The organism is Serratia sp. AR11, assembly GCF_056376275.1.
In genome coordinates, this window is record NZ_CM150739.1 from 4,823,249 (window position 1) to 4,843,576 (window position 20,328).

The following is a 20,328-nucleotide window of genomic DNA, read 5'->3' on the forward strand; positions in this document are numbered from 1 at the left end:
CCACAAGGCACCGATGTGCGCAACGTGGGACAAGATATCAGCAGGCGTGTGTGTTCATTTTCGGTAATGGCTCCGCAGAGAGAAGGAATTTCAACGCGCAAATGCTAACCGATTTGCTGTTCACGATGCAAACAGCAATAAAGATTCATGACATCTATCACATTCAGCGCAATGCAGATTCCCAACCGCAGTGAAGACGGCTAGATTTATCTCATCCGACCACTTGGTCGTACATAATAATAACGATGAAAGACGCGATGGAGACTGCAATGAGCAATTACCCACACCTGCTGGCGCCGCTGGATCTCGGCTTCACTACCCTGAAAAATCGGGTGCTGATGGGATCGATGCACACCGGCCTGGAAGAACTGCCCAATGGCCCCGAGCGCATGGCCGCTTTCTATGCCGAACGCGCGGCGGCCGGCGTGGCGCTAATCGTCACCGGCGGGATCGCCCCCAATGAAAAGGGCGTGGTGTATCGCGGCGGCTCCACCCTCAGTCAACCACAGCAGGTCAGCCACCACCGCATCGTCACCGAGGCCGTTCATCAGGCCGGCGGTAAAATTGCGCTGCAGATCCTGCATGCCGGTCGCTACAGTTATCAGCCGCAGCCGGTCGCCCCCTCCGCGCTGCAGGCACCGATCAATCCCTTCGCTCCCACTGCGCTGAGCGAGGCGGAGATCGTGCAGACCATCGCCGACTTCGCCCAGTGTGCGGCACTGGCGCAGCAGGCCGGTTACGATGGCGTCGAGGTGATGGGTTCCGAAGGTTATCTGATCAACCAATTTCTGGTGTCGCGCACCAACCAGCGCGACGACCAATGGGGCGGCAGCTTCAGCAACCGCATGCGTTTTGCCGTGGAGATCGTCCGGGCGGTGCGACAGGCGGTCGGCAGCGATTTCATTCTGATTTACCGCCTTTCGATGCTGGATCTGGTGGAAGACGGTTCCAGCTGGCAGGAGATCGAACAGTTGGCGCTGGCAGTTGAGCAGGCGGGGGCGACCATCATCAACACCGGTATCGGTTGGCATGAGGCGCGTATCCCGACCATCGCTACCATGGTGCCACGTGCCGGTTTCAGTTGGGTAACCCGTAAGCTGATGGGCAAAGTGCGCATTCCGCTGATCACCACCAACCGCATTAACGATCCGGCTGTTGCCGAGCAGGTGCTGGCAGACGGCTGCGCCGATATGGTGTCGATGGCCCGTCCGTTCCTGGCCGACGCCGCCTTTGTGCAAAAGGCCGCCGAAGGTCGCGCCGACGAAATCAATACCTGTATTGGCTGTAACCAGGCCTGCCTCGACCAGATTTTTGAAGGCAAACTCACCTCTTGCCTGGTTAACCCACGCGCCTGCCGCGAAACCGAAATGCCACTGGTTCCGGCAGAAAAACCGAAGAAACTGGCGGTGATCGGCGCCGGGCCAGCCGGGCTGGCCTTTGCCACCACCGCCGCCAGCCGCGGCCACCGGGTGACGCTGTTCGACGCTGCCGATCAGATTGGCGGCCAATTCAATATTGCCAAACAGATCCCCGGAAAAGAGGAATTCCATGAAACCCTGCGCTACTTCCGCCGCCAACTGGCGCTGCTGGAGGTGACGCTGAAACTGGGTACCTGGGTGACGGCGGCCGATCTGGCAGAATTTGACGAAGTGATCCTCGCCTGCGGCATCGTGCCGCGTACCCCGGAGATCCCAGGCATCGATAACGCCAGAGTCTTGACCTATCTGGACGTGCTGCGCGACAAAAAACCGGTCGGCCAGCGGGTGGCGATTATCGGGGCCGGCGGTATCGGCTTTGACACCGCCGAGTACCTCAGCCAGCACGGCGTGTCGAGCAGCCTGGATCAGGCGGAGTTTAACCGTGAATGGGGCATCGACAACCAGCTTAACCATCGCGGTGGTCTGGCAGCCGAAGGGCCTGTGGCGACGCACGCGGCTAGGCAGATTTATCTGCTGCAACGCAAGACCAGCAAAGTGGGTGAAGGCCTGGGGAAAACCACCGGTTGGATCCACCGCACCAGTCTGGCGATGCGCGGCGTAAAAATGCTCAACAGCGTGAATTATCAACGCATTGATGACGAAGGCCTGCATATTTCACGAGCCGAACAGGAAAGTTGCCTGCCGGTAGACACGGTGATTATCTGCGCCGGGCAGGAACCGCGCCGCGAGCTGCAACAGCCGCTGCTGGAGATGGGCAAAACGGTGCACTTGATTGGCGGAGCGGACGTGGCAGCCGAGCTGGATGCCCGCCGCGCTATCGATCAGGGCACGCGGCTGGCGATGGCGCTGTAAAAAATTGCCACTATAGTGGCAAAAAACACCTATATATGACCTTAATTGCTATAATAGTAGCAATTAAGGTCGTCATAGGTGCACCATGATTTCCCTACATACTCCCTACGATACGCAACTCGCCCTGCAGGATTACCTGAAGCAATTGCGTAAACGCCGTAAATTATCAGTCGCCGCCTTGGCTAAAATTTCTGGCGTCCCTAATAGTACCATCCGCAAGTTTGAAGCCGACGGCAATATCTCATTGCGTCAGTTCCTGATGCTCTATGACGCTCTTGGTGATCTGAATGAACTTCATCAACTGACCAGAACCCGCAATAGACCGCAAACTATTGAGGAGGTATTGAAAAATGCTTGATATTCCTCTGCTGGTGAAACGTCGCCTGAGCGATGGCAATGTACAAAATGTGGGGCAACTAGCAGAAAATGCCACCGGTGTTTATTTCCGTTACGACGAAAGCTATTTAGCCTCGCATCAGAGTTCACTTTCCCCCTTCAATTTGCCCTGGGATAACTTTTTGCATCAGGCACCAAAACAGCCGCATTACGGGTTACAGGGTGTTTTTGCCGATAGCCTGCCGGACGGTTGGGGGCTTTATTTGATGGATCGTGTATTTCGACAAAATGGCTACAATCCCAGAACAATTAGCGTATTGGAAAGGTTGGCCTTCACCGGTGAACGTGGGTTTGGTGCTTTGTTTTATGAGCCTGACTTGCCATTATCCCATCAGGAGAACAATCAAGATTTAACCTTGATAACACTGGGGAATGAGGCCGTTAAGGAGTTTGAAGGGACGGAGTCACACCTGATTGCTCATTTGATGGATGCCGGGGGATCGGGGGGCGCGCGGCCAAAATTAAGCGTCACTCGCTTAGCTGATGGTACTTTTTCTAGCCAACAGGATGCTGTCGGCAAGAAGCTTTTGGTAAAGCTAACCTCCGAGAAATTTGCCCTTGGGCATCGTGAAAGCCAGATCGAATACGTTTATATGATGATGGCGCGGCAAGCCGGTATTGAAGTCGCAGACTTTACTTTGATCGATATTGGCAAAGACCGTCATTGGCTTGAGCAAGAACGCTTTGACTGCGTGGGTGACCATGGCCGTCGGCACATGATTTCTGCCAGCGGGTTATTGGATGCCCCTTTTCGTGAGCCTTCATTGGATTATGTCGATCTGATTAAAGCGACCCGAATACTCTGCGGTGTGGAAGAAGCCAGAAAATTACTACGCCGAGCCCTGTTCAATTATCTGACGGTAAATCAGGACGACCACGCCAAAAACTTTGCTTTTCTGGCGGATGATCAAGACAACTGGCGGCTATCCCCCTGTTATGACATCGTTTATAGCCCTTTGCCTTATGGTCAGCATATGACGGCTTTTAACGGTAACGGTTCGAAAATCACCGCATCAGCAATGACGATGATGGCCGGGCAAGCCGGTTTGGCCAACGCCAAGGCCGTAATGAATGTGGCCGAAGAAATTTACAGCGTGGTAAGCCATTTCCAACAACAGGCTAATACGGTCGGGTTACCAACCGCATTAGCCAAAGAGATTCAACGAGATATTGATGGGAAATGGCTGGCTCTACGCTCCGCCAATCAGTAACGTGCGCCGGATTTCACCGCTTTGAGGATCACGAACTTCTTGTTGGATGCGATCAGGGTGCAGTTACCGAACAAACGCTTCAGCTTCTGGTGGTAATCCAGATGACGGTTACCCACGATGCGCAGCTCGCCGCCCACCTGCAGGCAACGCTTGGCGTCGCAGAACATCTGCCAGGCGGTATGATCGGTGATCGCATGCTGCTGGTGGAACGGTGGGTTACACAGCACCGCCTGCACGCTTTCACGCTCAATCCCCGCCAGCGAGTTGTTCACTTCAAACTGGCAACGATCCATATCCTGCGGCAGGTTATGCTCCACGTTCAGTTCGCTGGAGGCCACCGCCATATAGGACTCATCAACAAAGCTCACCTGCGCTTGCGGGTTCTGCATCAATGCGGCCATGCCGATGACGCCGTTACCACAGCCGAGATCGATAATGTGGCCTTCAATGTCATGCGGCAGATGATCCAGGAACAGGCGTGCGCCGATATCCAGGTTGCTGCGTGAGAACACGTTGGCATGGTTGTGGATCACCCAATCGGTGCCGTCCAGCACCCAGTTGGTGGTTACCGGCGCTGCCGGTGGCACGATGTCTGCGACTTCACAGTGGATCAACCGCGCTTTCTTCCATGCCAGGCTGGTGCGAGTGGGGCCGAGCACCTTTTCAAACAGCTGCATGGTAGAGGTATGCACGTCGCGCGCTTTGGCCCCGGCGATGATCACCGTGTCCGGTGCCACTACATCACGCAGCGCACGCAGCTGCTGTTCCAACAGTGCCAGCGCTTTAGGAACGCGGATCAGCACCACCGCCGGTGACGCAGGCAATTCGGCCAGGGTGTCCAGCAGCGTAACCTGCTGCGGATCCAATTCATTGAGCTTCAGGTTATGGCGCGTGGCCAACTGGCTCATGTAGGAATCGCTGATGCTGTAAGGCTGATGGCCGTGCAGCGCACAGGCCAGCGTGCCGAAGTTGTCGTTGAAAATCAGCACCGGACGATCGCCAATGTTTACATTTTCAAGCTGTTGCAGCAGATATTCGTCCGCCGCTTCCCACGCCTGTAGTTGGGTGGATTCTTCCTGTTGGGGATAACGCTCCAGCTCAAGTTGCTGTGTTCCCAGATCGAGTTGGCTCATTGCCCCTCCTGACTGATAAAATTTGGGCTGTTTATCCCCTAAAAACGTCCGCCAGTAAAATGTTTTTTCGGATAAATTGCGCATTCACTCGCATAGCGGAAAGCCAAACCCGCTTTTCGCTGCTGATAGCTATAGCATTCCTTCCGCTTAATCTGTATTGAGCAATTTTTAATCCGACGCGATGTAACTTTAAATGTTACACTCATTGGCCCAATGGAATGGGGAAGGAAATGATTTCGTCTTTCCGAGACAAATATTTGGCGCAATTCTATCAGGAGGGTCGACACGATCGTTTGATTCCTTCGACCATTGAACGCCAACTAGCCAGAAAACTCGATATGCTGGCCGCCGCTGAAAAAGAGTGTGATTTACATAATCCGACCGGCAATTACTACAAACGCCTGTCCGGCACCTTTCAAGGTTGGTCCAGTATGCGGGTTAATATTCAATGGCGCTTTGCGGGTTAATATTCAATGGCGCTTAATGTTCCGCTGGCGCAATGATGCCGCCGAGCTGATTTACCTGGACCCACATCAAGATACCTAGGCAACGGAGAATATATGTTAGAGACCACAAGCCGAAAACCCACTACGGTGGGGGAAGTGCTGCAAGAAGAGTACTTAACACCGCTGGGTATCGGCCAGGAGGATCTGGCCAAGGTCTTGGGCGTCACTCGCGCCACGGTAAACCGTTTATGCAATGGGCATCGCCGTCTCAGCGTTGTGGAGGCAAACCTGTTTGCCGATCTTTTTGAAACCACTGCAGACTTTTGGCTAAACCTGCAGGCGGCCCACGACCGCTGGGAAGCCCGACAGGCAAATATGCAGCGCGAGCGACTGCGTCCGATTATGGAAATTCTGGGGCGTGATATTACTCATGCGTGAAATCGAACTGACTTACCTGCAGGGTTACTCTGAACATCTGCAAAGCCAGGTGCAGCAGTTGATCGACCAGCAGCGTCTGGGTGAGGTGCTGTTACAGCGCTATCCGCAGGTGCACGACTGCACCACCGACAAGTCGCTTTATCAGTTTACCGTCGATCTGAAAAACCAGTACCTGCGCAACGCCCAGCCGCTGAGCAAAGTGGCCTACGACGGTAAAATCCAGGTAATGAAACACGCGCTCGGCATGCATACCGCCATTTCCCGCGTGCAGGGTGGCAAGTTGAAGGCCAAGGCGGAAATCCGCGTGGCGACGGTATTCAAGCTGGCACCGGAGCCGTTTCTGCGCATGATCGTGGTGCATGAACTGGCGCACCTGAAAGAAAAAGACCACAACAAGGCCTTCTACAGTCTGTGCTGCCATATGGAACCCAACTACCATCAACTGGAGTTCGATACCCGGCTGTATCTGACTCACCTGTCGGTGTTTGGCAATCTGTATACCTGACGATTCCCTGTGATACTCTGATTTCTAACGTCTGGGAACCGGAGATATCTATGATTCGCTTTGCCGTTGTTGGTACCAACTGGATTACGGAACGCTTTATTGACGCCGCACATGAAAGCGGCAAACTGAAGCTGACCGCCGTCTATTCGCGCAAGCTGGAACAGGCGCAGGCATTTGGTGCCAACTACCCCGTCAGTCTGTTTTTCGATTCCCTGGAAGCGCTGGCCCAGTCAGACGCCATCGACGCGGTTTACATCGCCAGCCCCAATAGCCTGCATTACCAGCAATCGCTGTTATTCCTCAGCCATAAAAAGCATGTGATTTGCGAAAAGCCGCTGGTATCCAACCTGCGCGAAGCCGAAAAGCTGGTGGCCTGTGCCCGTGAAAATCAGGTGGTGCTGTTCGAAGCCTTTAAAAGCGCCCACCTGCCGAATTTCCTGGCCTTGCAGCAGACGCTGCCGAAAATCGGCCGGTTGCGGAAAGCCTTTATCAACTACTGCCAATACTCTTCGCGCTACCCACGCTATCTGGCCGGTGAAAATCCAAACACCTTCAACCCGCAGTTTTCCAACGGTTCGATCATGGACATTGGTTATTACTGCCTGGCCAGTGCCGTGGCGCTGTTCGGTGAGCCAAAATCGGTGATCGCCAGCGCCAGCTTGCTGGATACCGGCGTTGATGCACACGGCACCGCCTGCCTCAACTACGGCGACTTCGATGTGACAATCTCCCACTCCAAGGTCAGCAACTCGGACATTCCGAGCGAGATCCAGGGCGAAGAAGGCACGCTGGTAATTGAGAAAATCTCGGAGTGTCAGGGCGTAGTGCTAACGCCACGCGGTGGTCAACGCCAGGATCTGACCCAGCCGCAGCATATCAATACCATGCTGTACGAAGCGCAAGTCTTCGCCGAACTGGTGGAGAAACGGCAGGTAGAACATCCGGGGCTGGAAAACTCGCTGATTATCGCCCGCCTGCTGACCGAAATCCGCCGCCAGACCGGCGTAGTGTTTCCTGCCGACGGAGAATGACATGAAACCGTTATTACTGATGCAGACCGGCGACGCGCCGGAAGTTATCCGCCAGGAAAAGGCCAATTTCGACGGTATGTTCCTGCAACAGGGGAATATCGACGCCGATCGCGTGCAGATCGTGCACCTACCCGCCGGCCAACAGCCGCTGCCACCGCAACACTACTCTGGAGTGGTGATCACCGGTTCACCGGCGATGGTTACCGAGCAACTGCCGTGGAGCGAACAGGCCGCCGAATGGCTGCGTCAGGCGATGCTGATCAAACTGCCGATTTTTGGCGCCTGCTACGGTCATCAGTTGCTGGCCTATGCGCTTGGCGGGGAAGTTGGCTATCACCCGCAGGGCATGGAGGTGGGGACGCTGGATATCGAGCTGTTGCCCGCCGCCGCCCATGACCGGCGAATGGCGATGCTGCCGCCGCGCTTCAAGGCGAATCTGATCCACTCGCAGAGCGTATTGACGCCCCCTGCCGGTGCCGTAGTGCTGGCACGTTCGCAACAGGATGCTTATCAGATCCTCAGTTATGGCGATAACGTGCTGACCACCCAGTTCCACCCAGAGTTTAACGGCGCGGTGATGCACCAGTATCTGAGTTGGCTCGGTGAGCTGTATCCGCAGCAACAGGCGGAGTATCAGCTTAAGCAACAGCAGGTTAGCGATACGCCGTTCAGCCGGCTGCTATTGCAAGGGTTTGTCGTCAGCCTGGGCGCGCAAAAAGCCTTGGCCGGGTAACGCAATAAACGTTGACCGCTGACACATTTTGCATTACTTTCTGCCGTGCAAAGGGGAGTAACTTCATTGCCGGTTAATCGTCATTACGGTGCGCAAGCACCCGGTTACCGGGCAACCTGATGTCAGGGAGCACCAAGGTGCACCTTCATCAACGTTGTAAGTGAGACCTTGCCGGAAGGCGAGGTTTGCTTGCAGCGTTCATAAGAGCGGCTAGCGTCTTCCGACGTTGGCCGTTTTTGTTTTTGAAGGATACCTCTGATGATGAATACCGTTGGCACACCTTGGTTATGGGGCAGCTTTGCCGCCATCATAGTTGTGATGCTCGCAATTGACCTGCTGCTGCAGGGCCGCAAAGGCGCGCATACCATGACGCTGAAGCAGGCCGCCAGTTGGTCGCTGGTGTGGGTCAGCCTTTCTCTGCTGTTTAACCTGGGTTTCTGGTACTACCTGAACCAAACCGCCGGGCGTGCCGTTGCCGACACACAGGCGCTGGCCTTCCTCACCGGCTATCTGATCGAAAAAGCGTTGGCGGTTGATAACGTCTTTGTCTGGCTGATGCTGTTCAGCTACTTTGCCGTTCCGGCCAACCTTCAGCGTCGGGTACTGATTTTTGGCGTACTGGGCGCGATCGTGCTGCGTACCATCATGATCTTCGCCGGTAGCTGGCTGGTGACCCAGTTCCAGTGGCTGCTGTACCTGTTCGGCGCTTTCCTGCTGTTCACCGGTATCAAGATGGCGCTGGCGAAAGAAGATGGCGCGGCGATTGGCGACAAGCCGCTGGTGAAATGGCTGCGCAGCCATCTGCGCATGACTGATAATCTGGAAGGTGAGCGCTTCTTCGTGCGCCGCAACGGCCTGCTGTTTGCTACGCCGCTGGTACTGGTGCTGATCCTGGTGGAACTGAGCGACGTGATCTTTGCGGTCGACAGCATCCCGGCGATCTTTGCCGTGACCACCGACCCGTTCATCGTCCTGACCTCTAACCTGTTTGCCATCATGGGCCTGCGCGCCATGTACTTCTTGCTGGCTAACGTGGCAGAACGCTTCTCGATGCTGAAATATGGTCTGTCGCTGATCCTGATGTTTATCGGCGTCAAGATGCTGATTATCGATTTGTTCCACATTCCGATCGGTGTTTCACTTGGCGTAGTCGCCAGTATCCTGACGCTGACGCTGCTGATCAACGCCTGGGTTAACCGCCGGAATGACCGCCTGGCTAATAATAAAGCACCATAATCTGTTATCCGGGGCGCTAGTCGCCCCGTGATTGTTTGGCAATTCGCCTAAAACGCCAAACGTTATTGCGATCACACAAATGTAACCAGTATGTTATCAAGAGTTGATCCGCCCTCAGAATTTCACCGCTGGCCCTTTCCAACCCCCCTGGTTTACTGAATACTGATTTGGCAAACACACTTGGTTACAGATTCAAATAAAAGTTGTCCGGCGAGGTTCCCGCCGAGATAAAGCTGTAAGCAACATCATCGGGAAGAAAAAGCACTATGCAAAAACTATTACAGAAGATCACTCAGGGCAGTCTGGTCAAACAAATCATGGTCGGCCTGGTAGCCGGTATTATTGTGGCGTTGGTCTCACCGGCAACGGCTTCGGCTGTGGGCTTGCTGGGTGCGCTGTTCGTTGGCGCACTGAAAGCGGTGGCGCCGGTACTGGTGCTGGTGTTGGTCATGGCCTCAATCGCCAATCACAAACACGGGCAGAAAACCAATATCCGGCCGATCCTGTTCCTTTACCTGCTGGGCACTTTCGCTGCGGCGCTGGTGGCGGTCGTGGTCAGCTTTATGTTCCCGTCCAACCTGGCGCTGGTAGCCGGCAATGCCGAGATCAACCCACCGGGCGGCATTATTGAGGTGCTGAAAGGCCTGCTGTTGAGCGTGGTGGCCAACCCGTTCCAGGCGCTGATTAGCGCTAACTATATTGGTATTCTGGCCTGGGCAGTGGGGCTGGGACTGGCGCTGCGTCACTCCTCTGACACCACCAAATCATTGATTAACGATATGTCACATGCAGTCACCATGGTGGTGCGTGCGGTGATCCGCTGTGCCCCGCTTGGCATCTTCGGCCTGGTGGCTTCGACGCTGGCCGAAACCGGCTTCGGCGCGCTGTGGGGTTATGCTCAACTGCTGGTGGTGCTGATCGGCTGTATGTTGCTGGTCGCACTGGTGCTGAACCCGCTGATCGTTTTCTGGAAAATCCGTCGCAATCCTTATCCGCTGGTGTTCGCCTGCCTGCGTGAAAGCGGCGTGACCGCGTTCTTCACCCGCAGCTCGGCCGCCAATATTCCGGTGAATATGGAGCTGTGCAAAAAACTGAATCTGAACGAAGACACCTATTCGGTTTCTATCCCGCTGGGTGCGACCATCAATATGGCCGGTGCGGCGATCACCATTACCGTGCTGACGCTGGCGGCGGTGCATACTCTGGGGATCCCGGTTGACGTGCCGACCGCGCTGCTGTTGAGCGTAGTGGCTGCCGTTTGTGCCTGCGGCGCTTCCGGCGTGGCCGGGGGTTCGCTGTTGCTGATCCCGTTGGCGTGTAACATGTTCGGCATCCCGAACGACGTGGCCATGCAGGTGGTCGCCGTCGGCTTTATCATCGGCGTGCTGCAAGACTCCGCCGAAACCGCACTGAACTCTTCTACCGACGTCCTGTTTACTGCCGCAGCCTGTCAGGCGGAAGACCAGCGGTTGGCAGATGAAGATCCGCTGAAGGTGCGTTAATTTCCGAGCTTATTCAACAAGGCGCTCATTATCGGGCGCCTTTTTTTGACCTCAATATCACACCTCTACAAAGTTACCCCGCTTTTAAAAATCGCCAACTCACGGAAATCATTCACTTCATTACGCGCCGCCTGACCATTGGCAATCGCCACGATCAGGTCGACAAACTGCTCCAGCAGACTCTCCATCGAGGTGCCGTGGATCAGCCGACCGGCGTCAAAATCAATCCAGTGGGGTTTCTTCGCCGCCAGTTCGCTGTTGGTGGCCAGTTTCACCGTCGGCACGAAGCCGCCATAAGGCGTGCCGCGTCCGGTGCTGAACAGCACCATATGACAGCCGGCACCGGCCAGCGCGCTGGTCGCTACCGCATCATTGCCAGGCGCGCTAAGCAGGTTTAAGCCGGACTGGCGCAGGCGTTCGCCATACTTGAGCACGTCTACCACCTGACTCTGCCCGGCTTTCTGCGTGCAACCGAGGGATTTCTCCTCCAGCGTGGTAATCCCGCCGGCCTTGTTGCCCGGTGAAGGGTTTTCATAAATCGGCTGATTATGGGCGATGAAGTACTGTTTGAAGTCGTTGACCATGCTGACGGTCTTCTCGAAGGTCGCCCGATCGCGACAACGGCTCATCAGGATCCGTTCGGCACCAAACATCTCCGGTACCTCGGTCAACACCGTGGTGCCGCCGTTGGCGATCAGGTAATCAGAAAAACGCCCCAGCAATGGATTGGCGGTAATCCCGGACAGACCGTCCGATCCACCACACTCCAGTCCGAACTTCAACTCGCTCAGCTTACCCGGCTGACGGCGATCGTCACGCATCACCTGATACAGCGCATGCAACTGCTCCAGCCCGGCTTCAACCTCATCGTCCTGCTGCTGGCACACCATAAAGCGCACCCGTTGCTCATCAACCCTGCCCAGCGTACTGCGGAATACATCCACCTGATTGTTCTCGCACCCGAGTCCAATCACCAGCACCGCCCCGGCGTTCGGATGGCGAACCATATTTTGCAGCATGGTGCGGGTGTTCTCGTGATCCTGACCCAGTTGCGAACAACCAAACGGATGACTGAACAGATGCACACCGTCGATCCCCTGCGCATCCTGAGTTTCCTTCAGAAAACGCTGCTGGATCTGCCGGGCAATGCCGTTGACGCAGCCAACGGTCGGCACGATCCACAGTTCGTTGCGGATCCCCACCTCCCCACTGATACGGCGGTAAAGCTGCACCTCACGATCCGCAGCCTGTGGTGGCAGCGTCGGGAAAGCGGGTTGATACTGATAGCTGTCGAGATCGCTCAGGTTGGTTTTGGCATTTTGCGAGTGAATATGTTCACCCGGCGCTATGGCTTCCAGCGCATGACCAATCGGCAAGCCGTATTTGATGATGGCCTCACCGGCAGCGATCGGCTGCAGCGCAAACTTGTGCCCACGCGTCACCGGTTGCACCAGCTGAATCCTCTGTGCTTCTAACGCCAAGGTTTCGCCGGCGGCCAGATCGCTCAGCGCTACCGCGACATTATCCAGCGAATGAATTTTTACCATGCTTTGCATAAACCCACCTCGGGCAACGGCTAGGCCAGTTCAATGGCGAAATAGTTTTTGGCATTGTCGAAGCAGATGTTTTTCACCATCTCACCCAGTAACGTAATATCCGCCGGCGCTTCCCCGCTCTCCACCCAGCCGCCAATCATCTGGCAAAGGATGCGGCGGAAGTATTCATGACGGGTATAAGACAAGAAACTGCGGCTGTCGGTCAGCATGCCGACAAAACGGCTCAGCAGGCCCAGTTGCGCCAACTGCGTCATTTGCCGCTGCATACCGTCTTTTTGATCGTTGAACCACCAGCCGGAGCCGAACTGCATCTTGCCCGGCGTGCCCTCACCCTGGAAGTTGCCGACCATGGTGCCGATCACTTCGTTGTCGCGCGGGTTCAGGCAGTACAGAATAGTTTTCGGCAGGCCGCCCTGGCGTGCCTGGGCATCCAGCAGGCGAGAAAGCGCCTCCGCCAGCGGCTGGTCGTTAATCGAGTCGAAGCCGATGTCCGGCCCCACACTGGCGAGCATACGGCTGTTATTATTGCGCAGCGCGCCGATGTGATACTGCTGTACCCATTCACGACGTTGATATTCGGCGGCCAGGAACAGCAGTACCGCACTTTTGAACTGGGCGCTCTGCTCCGGCGTCGGCAGCTTGCCACTCAGGCGCGCGGTTAAAATCGCGTCCAATGTGCTTTCGTCCGCTTCGCCATACACCACCACGTCCAGCGCATGGTCAGCCACCTTGCAGCCATGGGCGGCAAAATGATCCATGCGTTTTTTCAACGCGTCACACAGCGCGCTAAACCGGCCAATATTGATATCCGCTGCCGCTTCCAGTTTTTGCAGGTAATCATTGAAACCCGGCGCGTCGATATTGAACGCCTTGTCCGGTCGCCAGCTTGGCAACACCTTGATATCGAAGCTACTGTCAGCCGCAATCGCTTTATGGTGGCGCAAATCGTCGATCGGATCGTCGGTAGTACCAACCATCTTCACATTCATTTGCTGCATGATGCCACGCGCCCTGAAATCATCCTGCGCCAGCAAGGCGTTGCCCCGCTGCCAGATATCGTCCGCAGTCGTTGGGGAAAGCAGCGTGCCGGTAATCCCGAACGGGCGGCGCAGCTCCAGATGAGTCCAGTGGTAGAGCGGATTACCTATGGTATGCGGCACGGTAGCGGCCCAGGCATTAAACTTTTCACGGTCACCGGCATCCCCGGTACACAGCCGCTCAGCCACACCGTTGGTGCGCATCGCCCGCCATTTATAGTGATCGCCCTTTAGCCAGATCTCATATAAATTTTTGAAGCGGGTGTTCTCGGCGATCTGCTCCGGCGGTAAATGACAGTGATAGTCAAAGATCGGCTGGTCTGCCGCATAGTCATGATACAAACGTCGGGCAAATTCGTTGCCCAACAGAAAATCTTCGCTTAAAAACGTCGCCATCTTTTTTGGTTCCTCGCCATGCTTGCCGTTCGGTACTCTGTCCAATGCGACAAAGTTATCACACCAATTTCACTGAGCGTCCAGCAAAATATCACCCTATGTCTTGGCGCCATCGCCGATAAAAGGCCATTAATTGGCAGTTTTACGGCAAAAAACCGTCTAAATAGACTAATTATCCAGCAGGCAGTATCCCTCAATTGAAAAATGGCTTTTGTGATATCACTCAACTTTTAAATCTGTATGACAAGTTATTGTCTCGCCACCCAGTCGTTCATGCGGCGGGAATACGTCGGTGACGGACAGACCGGCGCAGAACAACGAAAAGGGGGAGCCACTTAAACTCTGCCGCCATCTCGGCGTCACCTATTGAAGACTGGGAGATATTTTGGATGCGTAAAATTAAAGGGTTACGCTGGTACATGATCGGGCTGGTGACCATCGGCACCGTGCTGGGCTACCTGACCCGCAATGCCATGGCCGTGGCGGCACCGACGCTGGAAGGCACCTTACATATCACCACGCAGCAGTATTCGTACATTGTCGCGGCCTATTCTGCCTGCTACACCCTGATGCAGCCGGTGGCGGGATACGTGCTGGACGTACTGGGTACCAAGGTGGGTTACGCCATGTTCGCCATTCTGTGGGCGCTGTTTTGTATGGGCACCGCACTCGCCAACAGTTGGGGCGGTCTGGCACTGGCGCGCGGCGCCGTTGGCATGGCAGAGGCGGCGATGATCCCCGCCGGGCTGAAGGCCAGCAGCGAGTGGTTCCCGGCCAAAGAACGTTCGATAGCCGTTGGCTACTTCAACGTCGGCTCGTCAATCGGCGGCATGCTCGCTCCACCGCTGGTGGTCTGGGCCATAGTGGCACACAGTTGGGAAATGGCGTTTATCATCACCGGCGTGCTAAGCCTGATCTGGGCCATCTGCTGGCTGATCTTCTATAAGCACCCGAAAGACCAGAAGAAACTCAGCAGTGAGGAACGCGAGTACATTCTGGAGGGCCAGGAAGCGCAGCACCAAACCGACAACGCCAAGAAAATGTCCGCCTGGCAGATTGTGCGCAACCGCCAGTTCTGGGGCATAGCGCTGCCGCGTTTTCTGGCAGAGCCTGCCTGGGGCACCTTCAACGCGTGGATCCCGTTATTCATGTTTAAAGCCTATGGTTTTAACCTGAAAGAGATCGCCATGTTTGCCTGGATGCCGATGCTGTTCGCCGATCTCGGCTGCATCGTTGGTGGCTACCTGCCACCGTTTTTCCAAAAACACTTTAAGGTGAACCTGATCGTGTCACGCAAACTAGTGGTCACTATGGGGGCCGTGCTAATGATTGGCCCTGGCATGATCGGTTTGTTTACCAGCCCTTATGCGGCTATCGCGCTGCTGTGCGTCGGTGGTTTTGCCCATCAGGCGCTGTCTGGCGCGCTGATTACCCTGTCATCTGACGTGTTTGGTCGCAACGAAGTGGCCACCGCCAACGGCCTGACCGGCATGGCAGCCTGGACAGCCAGCACAATGTTTGCCCTGGTGGTCGGCGCATTGGCCGATACTCTGGGTTTTAGCCCACTGTTCGCCGCGCTGTCGGTATTCGATATTCTCGGTGCCATCGCCATCTGGACCATCCTGCAAAATCGGCCGGCCTCACAGCCGCAGGAAGATCCGCTGCAACCGGCCTCGGCTCGCAGTTAACCCCATCGCCCGGCCAGCGCGCCGGGCGCGCCCCCCGGCCACTGGTAGCTCAGCAGGATAAGTGGTATAACAAATCCATGGTTACGCGCCCCCCTACCCTAAGAGCATTCACTATGGAATTCACTGAAACCAGACGCCTGTATCAGCAACTGGCCGCCGAACTAAAGCAGCGTATTGAAAGCGGCCGGTATCCGGTGGGCGATAAACTGCCGGCCGAACGCTACATTGCCGAAGAGATGAACGTCAGCCGCACCGTCGTGCGGGAGGCGATCATCATGCTGGAAGTAGAAGGCTACGTTGACGTGCGCAAAGGCTCTGGTATCCACGTGATGTCCAACCAGCAGAAAAACCTGGTGGTTCCGGGCGACAGCATCGAGTTTGCCACCGCCGGGCCATTTGAATTGCTGCAGGCGCGCCAACTGATTGAAAGCAACATTGCCGAATTCGCCGCCACCCAGGTCACCAAACAGGACATCGTTCTGTTGATGGAGATCCAGGAACAGGCACGCAAGGAAGATCGCTTCCGCGACTCGCAGTGGGATCTGAAATTCCACGTTCAGGTCGCGCTGGCCACTCAGAACACGGCGATGGCCACCATCGTGGAAAAAATGTGGGTACAGCGCGTGAATAACCCCTATTGGATCAAGCTGCATGAGCATATTGACGACCGCTCGATCGCCAGTTGGTGTGACGATCACGATCAGATCCTCAAGGCATTGATACGTAAAGATCCTTACGCCGCCAAACTGGCCATGTGGCAGCATCTGGAAAATACCAAGCAGATGCTGTTCAACGCCACCAGCGACGATTTTGAATATAACGCCGACCGCTATCTGTTCGCCGATAACCCGGTGGTTCATCTGGACGGCGTGGCCGCAGAAAATAAATAGTGCGAGCAGTCAAAAACCGTAGCGTTATGTCAGGTATTGTAAAATCCGCTGAATCGATGCCTGAACGGCGATTTGCCGTGTAGTATTTCACCGCTGGCAACGTAGATTTCCCTGTTGCCAATCGTGCTATTTTGGTAAAGTTGAGCCACTTTTTACCCTCTGCTACGGGGCGGGACGCGAATACATGCGCTGGTTGTTTGCCATGCTTATTGCTCTTTTTTGCTGGACCGGTTCGGTCTCCGGCCAAAAACTATGCGCGGCGCCCTCCAAAGCTATTCCCACGGCACTGAACGGTCAGCCATCGCTTGCCGAGTCGGTGTTCTCCCCTGATGACCCGGTTTACCGGTTACCGGCAGAACTGCGGCGTAAAGCGCCCGGTAAAATGCCGCTGCTGCTGCCGCGGGTGCATTCTTACCCCGGTTCGCTACCTGCCCCCGCCCAACTGTTGCCGGTTTATTCGTTAGCCACAGAGTTGGGTCACAGCACTTGCCTCCCGCGCCAGAAATCACCTGCGCCAAACCGGCTTGCCCAGATGAACTGGACGCTGCATACCTCGCAGCAGCAAAACAGGCTGGGTGGCTGGAAAGAAAGTAATATGCTTTATCGTGGTACGCTGACTTACCACTCTTGACCGGTGTCGCACCGATTAGAAACCACTAAAAAGCAACGCCGTTTCATCATTATCAGCAGCCAGGATCGCCCGCGCGCTCTGCGTCCACTCCCGATCCGCCGCTGAGACAAAAACAAACAATGACGTTTTAGGAACACCGGATGGACATCATTAAAGAACTGTTACATGCCTTATGGCAGCAGGATTTTGAGACGCTGGCGAATCCCTCGCTGGTCTGGACGCTCTACGGCCTGCTGTTTTTGATTCTGTTCCTGGAAAATGGCCTGTTGCCGGCGGCGTTTCTGCCGGGTGACAGCCTGTTGATCCTGGTTGGCGTGCTGATCGCCAAAGGCACCATGAATTTCCCGCTCACCATTTTTATCCTCACCGTCGCCGCCAGTCTGGGGTGTTGGGTCAGTTACATACAGGGCAAGTGGCTCGGTAATACCCGAACCGTGCAGGGCTGGCTATCCCATCTGCCAGCTCACTATCATCAGCGTGCCCATCAGTTGTTCCACCGCCACGGGCTTTCCGCTCTGCTGGTCGGCCGTTTCCTGGCGTTTGTCCGCACCCTATTGCCGACCATTGCCGGCCTCTCTGGCCTGAGCAACGCACGCTTCCAGTTCTTTAACTGGATGAGCGGTCTGCTGTGGGTGGTGATCCTGACCTCGCTGGGCTTTGCCTTGGGCAAAACCCCGGTGTTCCGCAAATATGAAGACCAATTGATGTTCTGCCTGATGCTACTGCCGCTGGTGTTGCTGGTAGCGGGGCTGGTGGGCTCGTTAATCGTGCTGTGGCGCAAGAAACGCGCCGATCAGGGGAAAGGGGCGTGATGATCAAGCGCCCGCGCTGGCAGTACGTGTTGCTGATTGCGCTAGCTTTACTGGCGCTCGCCACGCTGTTGGTGCCCTGCATGGTGCGTACCGAAAGCGAACTGCGCATCCGTGCGGGCCAGCAAGGCCTTTCGCTACCTGACGGTTTCTATGTCTACCAAAGGCTGGATCAGCGAGGCATTCGCATCAAAAGCATCACCCCGGAAGGCGATGGCCTGGTGATCCGCCTGGACTCGCCGGAACAACAGTTGCTGGCGCGCGAAGCATTGCAAAACATTTTGCCACCGGGCTACATCATCGCCCTCAGCGAATCCCCTGTTCCTACCCATTGGGTGCGTGAATTTGCACGCGCCCCACTCAATCTGGGATAATACCCCCTTCATATGAAGGGCTTTCCTTTCATTTAGCCTCGCTGTTCAATTAATCACCAATCACCACCGAACTGGGGCGGATTCTTTGGGGGTCTGCGCTTTCCATGACTATGCTAAAGGTTAGCGTCAGTCAGCAGCGTAAGACTCCTGTCGCGCTGCCTTTGTTGGCAGTCAGGAACAGAGGATGTTTACCAATGCATCCCAATAATTAAGGAACTGATAACATGAAATTACGCCATTCGGTGTTACTTGCCCTCCCATTATTCCTCGTGCCGGCCCTGTCATTCGCAGCAGAGAATGGCTGTGTGACCAAGGCACAAGAAATTCAGAAACAGATCGATTATGCCACCCAGCACGGCAATACTCAGCGTGTCGCCGGGCTGAAAACGGCATTGAGCGAAGTGCAGACCCATTGCACACCAGCCAGCCTGCAGGCCGATCGTCAGAAAAAAATTGATGAAAAACAAGGCAAGGTCACCGAGCGTCAGCAGGAACTGAAAGAAGCCCAGCAGACCGGCAACCTGGAGAAAGTGGCCAAGAAACAGAAAAAGCTGGCTGAAGCTCAAGCCGAGCTGAAACAAGCTCAAGCGGAATAATTTTTTTACACCAGCGGATTTATCGCTGAGAGCCACGCCACACGGGATTTTTATTGCATATAAAATGGATGCTTAGTGATATCAGCTACCCATCCGCCCTTTGCTCCGGCGAAAAAATCCGCTATGTTGAAAGTCTGTCGAAGTTAACGTTAAGGAATAATCACATGGCACATGATTCAAATGCAGAAAACTTACGCGCTGAACTTAAATCCTTAGCCGATACGCTGGAAGAAGTGTTGAACTCTTCCACCGATAAGCCAAAAGCCGAGCTGGAAAAGCTGCGTTCCAAAGCCGAAAGCGCATTGAAAGATACCCGCGTACGTCTGAGCGATGCCGGGGACAAGATTGCCTCCCAGACCAAACAAATCGCCGGCCAGGCGGACGAGTATGTTCGTGATAATCCGTGGACCGGTATCGGTATCGGCGCTGCGGTCGGCGTAGTGCTGGGCGTTCTGTTAGCGCGCCGCTAATTATGGCAGAACAACCGCAAGTTCGTGCTCAGGGCCCCGCTAAAGGGGTCCTGGATGTCGCCCAGCGCATCATCACCATTCTGGTCGGTATGGTGGAGACCCGGGTTCGACTGGCCGTGGTCGAGCTGGAGGAGGAGAAAGCCAACCTCATTCAGTTGCTGATTATGGCCGGTATGACCCTGTTATTCACCGCATTCGGCCTGATGAGCCTGCTGATCCTGATTTTCTGGGCCGTAGATCCCGTCTACCGTTTGATCGCGTTAGGCACGACGACCGGTGTGCTGTTGTTCCTGGCCGTGGCTGGCGCTATCTGGACACTGGTCAAAGCGCGCCGCTCCACGCTGCTGGGTGCGACACGCAATCAGTTGGAAATCGACCGTTCCGAGCTGGAAGGTGAAAAATGAATCGCCGCCGCTATCTGGAATGGAGAAAAGAGAAGTTGATTGGCAAGATCCAGCAACAAAGGCTGGATCTTGCCGAAAACAAAGCCCTGTGGCTGGAAAAGACCGAGCGCATCGATCGCGGCTGGCAAACCCTTTTCGGCCTGCGTAAATATCTGGTGGTCGGTTCCAGCGTGATGGCGTTGTACGGTATCCGCCATCCCAGCAAGTTGATTCGCTGGTCACGCCGCGCTTTTGGTGCCTTTGGTACTATCCGCTTGATCCAGAAAACGTTTTCCAGCAAGTAACCGTCCCCCCTTCCATCAATACTTCCGATGTTTTGCCCGCCTTTTCACAGAGACTTTGCGTTTCTGCCGGTGAAGGCTGGGCAACTTTCTGATTCCCCACGATTTGTTAGCAGGCTAAAGATTCAGTTTTTTTGAAAAAATACGACAGTTTTACTTGCTAACAAAGCGTACTCATCCCGATTAACATTCACTCCATCAAGACGAAACGGGCAGGACAGGGTCAGATACCCGGCATACCGCTCACTAACATGACAAACGCCAAAACTGGCAA

General features: G+C 55.3%; 22 protein-coding genes. 19 read left to right on the forward strand and 3 right to left on the reverse strand.

Annotation, left to right across the window (positions count from 1 at the left end; genetic code table 11):
• The first annotated feature begins 269 nt into the window (after nt 1-269).
• From ACSOSI_RS22750 to ACSOSI_RS22760, 3 genes are all read left to right on the forward strand, one after another.
• Nucleotides 270-2,291 (forward strand): NADPH-dependent 2,4-dienoyl-CoA reductase, encoded by a 2,022-nt coding sequence (locus tag ACSOSI_RS22750; protein WP_261099289.1) that lies wholly within the window; start codon nt 270-272, stop codon nt 2,289-2,291.
• Nucleotides 2,292-2,376: 85 nt separating this feature from the next.
• Nucleotides 2,377-2,649, forward strand: a complete 273-nt coding sequence (locus ACSOSI_RS22755) for a helix-turn-helix domain-containing protein (RefSeq protein WP_012147007.1) — start codon at nt 2,377-2,379, stop codon at nt 2,647-2,649.
• Nucleotides 2,642-3,898 (forward strand): type II toxin-antitoxin system HipA family toxin, encoded by a 1,257-nt coding sequence (locus ACSOSI_RS22760; protein ID WP_476706215.1) that lies wholly within the window; start codon nt 2,642-2,644, stop codon nt 3,896-3,898. The genes ACSOSI_RS22755 and ACSOSI_RS22760 overlap by 8 nt, the downstream gene beginning before the upstream one ends.
• Here the strand turns inward: ACSOSI_RS22760 and rlmG are convergent.
• Complete coding sequence (gene rlmG / locus ACSOSI_RS22765) at nt 3,892-5,031, reverse strand: 23S rRNA (guanine(1835)-N(2))-methyltransferase RlmG (RefSeq protein ID WP_115183677.1); 1,140 nt, start codon at nt 5,029-5,031, stop codon at nt 3,892-3,894. The two genes, ACSOSI_RS22760 and rlmG, sit on opposite strands and share 7 nt — an antisense overlap.
• A gap of 230 nt (nt 5,032-5,261) precedes the next feature.
• On the opposite strand from rlmG, the gene ACSOSI_RS22770 reads away from it, so the two are divergent.
• From ACSOSI_RS22770 to sstT, 7 genes are all read left to right on the forward strand, one after another.
• On the forward strand, nt 5,262-5,498 hold the full coding sequence (locus ACSOSI_RS22770) for a type II toxin-antitoxin system RelE/ParE family toxin (protein ID WP_476706216.1): 237 nt from the start codon (nt 5,262-5,264) through the stop codon (nt 5,496-5,498).
• 93 nt (nt 5,499-5,591) lie between these two features.
• Nucleotides 5,592-5,915, forward strand: a complete 324-nt coding sequence (locus tag ACSOSI_RS22775; protein ID WP_012147011.1) for a HigA family addiction module antitoxin — start codon at nt 5,592-5,594, stop codon at nt 5,913-5,915.
• On the forward strand, nt 5,908-6,420 hold the full coding sequence (locus tag ACSOSI_RS22780) for a M48 metallopeptidase family protein (RefSeq protein WP_012147012.1): 513 nt from the start codon (nt 5,908-5,910) through the stop codon (nt 6,418-6,420). The genes ACSOSI_RS22775 and ACSOSI_RS22780 overlap by 8 nt, the downstream gene beginning before the upstream one ends.
• 50 nt (nt 6,421-6,470) lie before the next feature.
• Nucleotides 6,471-7,451, forward strand: a complete 981-nt coding sequence (locus tag ACSOSI_RS22785) for a Gfo/Idh/MocA family protein (protein WP_012147013.1) — start codon at nt 6,471-6,473, stop codon at nt 7,449-7,451.
• 1 nt (nt 7,452) lies between these two features.
• Nucleotides 7,453-8,184, forward strand: coding sequence for a glutamine amidotransferase (locus ACSOSI_RS22790; protein WP_012147014.1), 732 nt, complete (start codon nt 7,453-7,455; stop codon nt 8,182-8,184).
• A 258-nt stretch (nt 8,185-8,442) separates the two neighbouring features.
• A complete protein-coding gene (locus tag ACSOSI_RS22795) occupies nt 8,443-9,420 on the forward strand; it encodes a TerC family protein (protein WP_112363732.1) in 978 nt (325 codons plus the stop codon).
• Between the two features lie 266 nt (nt 9,421-9,686).
• Nucleotides 9,687-10,922: a serine/threonine transporter SstT gene (gene sstT, locus ACSOSI_RS22800; protein WP_012147016.1), complete on the forward strand. Its 1,236-nt coding sequence runs from the start codon at nt 9,687-9,689 to the stop codon at nt 10,920-10,922.
• A gap of 65 nt (nt 10,923-10,987) precedes the next feature.
• Here the strand turns inward: sstT and ACSOSI_RS22805 are convergent, their stop codons facing one another.
• Both ACSOSI_RS22805 and uxaC read right to left on the reverse strand, forming a co-directional pair.
• Nucleotides 10,988-12,478 carry a UxaA family hydrolase gene (locus tag ACSOSI_RS22805; protein ID WP_476706217.1) on the reverse strand — a complete coding sequence of 497 codons (1,491 nt, stop codon included), beginning with the start codon at nt 12,476-12,478 and terminating at the stop codon, nt 10,988-10,990.
• A 20-nt stretch (nt 12,479-12,498) separates the two neighbouring features.
• Nucleotides 12,499-13,911: a glucuronate isomerase gene (gene uxaC / locus ACSOSI_RS22810; RefSeq protein WP_476706218.1), complete on the reverse strand. Its 1,413-nt coding sequence runs from the start codon at nt 13,909-13,911 to the stop codon at nt 12,499-12,501.
• A 389-nt stretch (nt 13,912-14,300) separates the two neighbouring features.
• Here uxaC and ACSOSI_RS22815 point away from each other — a divergent pair, with 389 nt between their 5' ends.
• The 9 genes from ACSOSI_RS22815 to ACSOSI_RS22855 all read left to right on the forward strand — a co-directional run bounded on the left by ACSOSI_RS22815 (nt 14,301) and on the right by ACSOSI_RS22855 (nt 20,057).
• The gene (locus ACSOSI_RS22815; RefSeq protein ID WP_012147019.1) at nt 14,301-15,599 is read left to right on the forward strand and encodes an MFS transporter; all 1,299 of its coding nucleotides are present in this window, start codon (nt 14,301-14,303) and stop codon (nt 15,597-15,599) included.
• 113 nt (nt 15,600-15,712) lie between these two features.
• A complete protein-coding gene (exuR, locus tag ACSOSI_RS22820; protein WP_261413926.1) occupies nt 15,713-16,489 on the forward strand; it encodes a transcriptional regulator ExuR in 777 nt (258 codons plus the stop codon).
• Between the two features lie 184 nt (nt 16,490-16,673).
• On the forward strand, nt 16,674-17,120 hold the full coding sequence (locus ACSOSI_RS22825; protein ID WP_012147021.1) for a hypothetical protein: 447 nt from the start codon (nt 16,674-16,676) through the stop codon (nt 17,118-17,120).
• 140 nt (nt 17,121-17,260) lie between these two features.
• Nucleotides 17,261-17,932: a DedA family protein gene (locus ACSOSI_RS22830; RefSeq protein ID WP_012147022.1), complete on the forward strand. Its 672-nt coding sequence runs from the start codon at nt 17,261-17,263 to the stop codon at nt 17,930-17,932.
• Nucleotides 17,932-18,303: an EnvZ/OmpR regulon moderator MzrA gene (gene mzrA, locus ACSOSI_RS22835; protein ID WP_012147023.1), complete on the forward strand. Its 372-nt coding sequence runs from the start codon at nt 17,932-17,934 to the stop codon at nt 18,301-18,303. Before ACSOSI_RS22830 ends, mzrA begins: the two co-directional genes overlap by 1 nt.
• A gap of 224 nt (nt 18,304-18,527) precedes the next feature.
• The gene (locus tag ACSOSI_RS22840) at nt 18,528-18,899 is read left to right on the forward strand and encodes a DUF1090 domain-containing protein (RefSeq protein ID WP_112363735.1); all 372 of its coding nucleotides are present in this window, start codon (nt 18,528-18,530) and stop codon (nt 18,897-18,899) included.
• A 164-nt stretch (nt 18,900-19,063) separates the two neighbouring features.
• Nucleotides 19,064-19,369 carry an ElaB/YgaM/YqjD family protein gene (locus ACSOSI_RS22845; RefSeq protein WP_085119129.1) on the forward strand — a complete coding sequence of 102 codons (306 nt, stop codon included), beginning with the start codon at nt 19,064-19,066 and terminating at the stop codon, nt 19,367-19,369.
• A 2-nt stretch (nt 19,370-19,371) separates the two neighbouring features.
• The gene (locus ACSOSI_RS22850) at nt 19,372-19,773 is read left to right on the forward strand and encodes a phage holin family protein (RefSeq protein ID WP_012147026.1); all 402 of its coding nucleotides are present in this window, start codon (nt 19,372-19,374) and stop codon (nt 19,771-19,773) included.
• Nucleotides 19,770-20,057 (forward strand): YqjK-like family protein, encoded by a 288-nt coding sequence (locus tag ACSOSI_RS22855; protein WP_012147027.1) that lies wholly within the window; start codon nt 19,770-19,772, stop codon nt 20,055-20,057. The genes ACSOSI_RS22850 and ACSOSI_RS22855 overlap by 4 nt, the downstream gene beginning before the upstream one ends.
• The last annotated feature ends 271 nt before the right edge of the window (nt 20,058-20,328 follow it).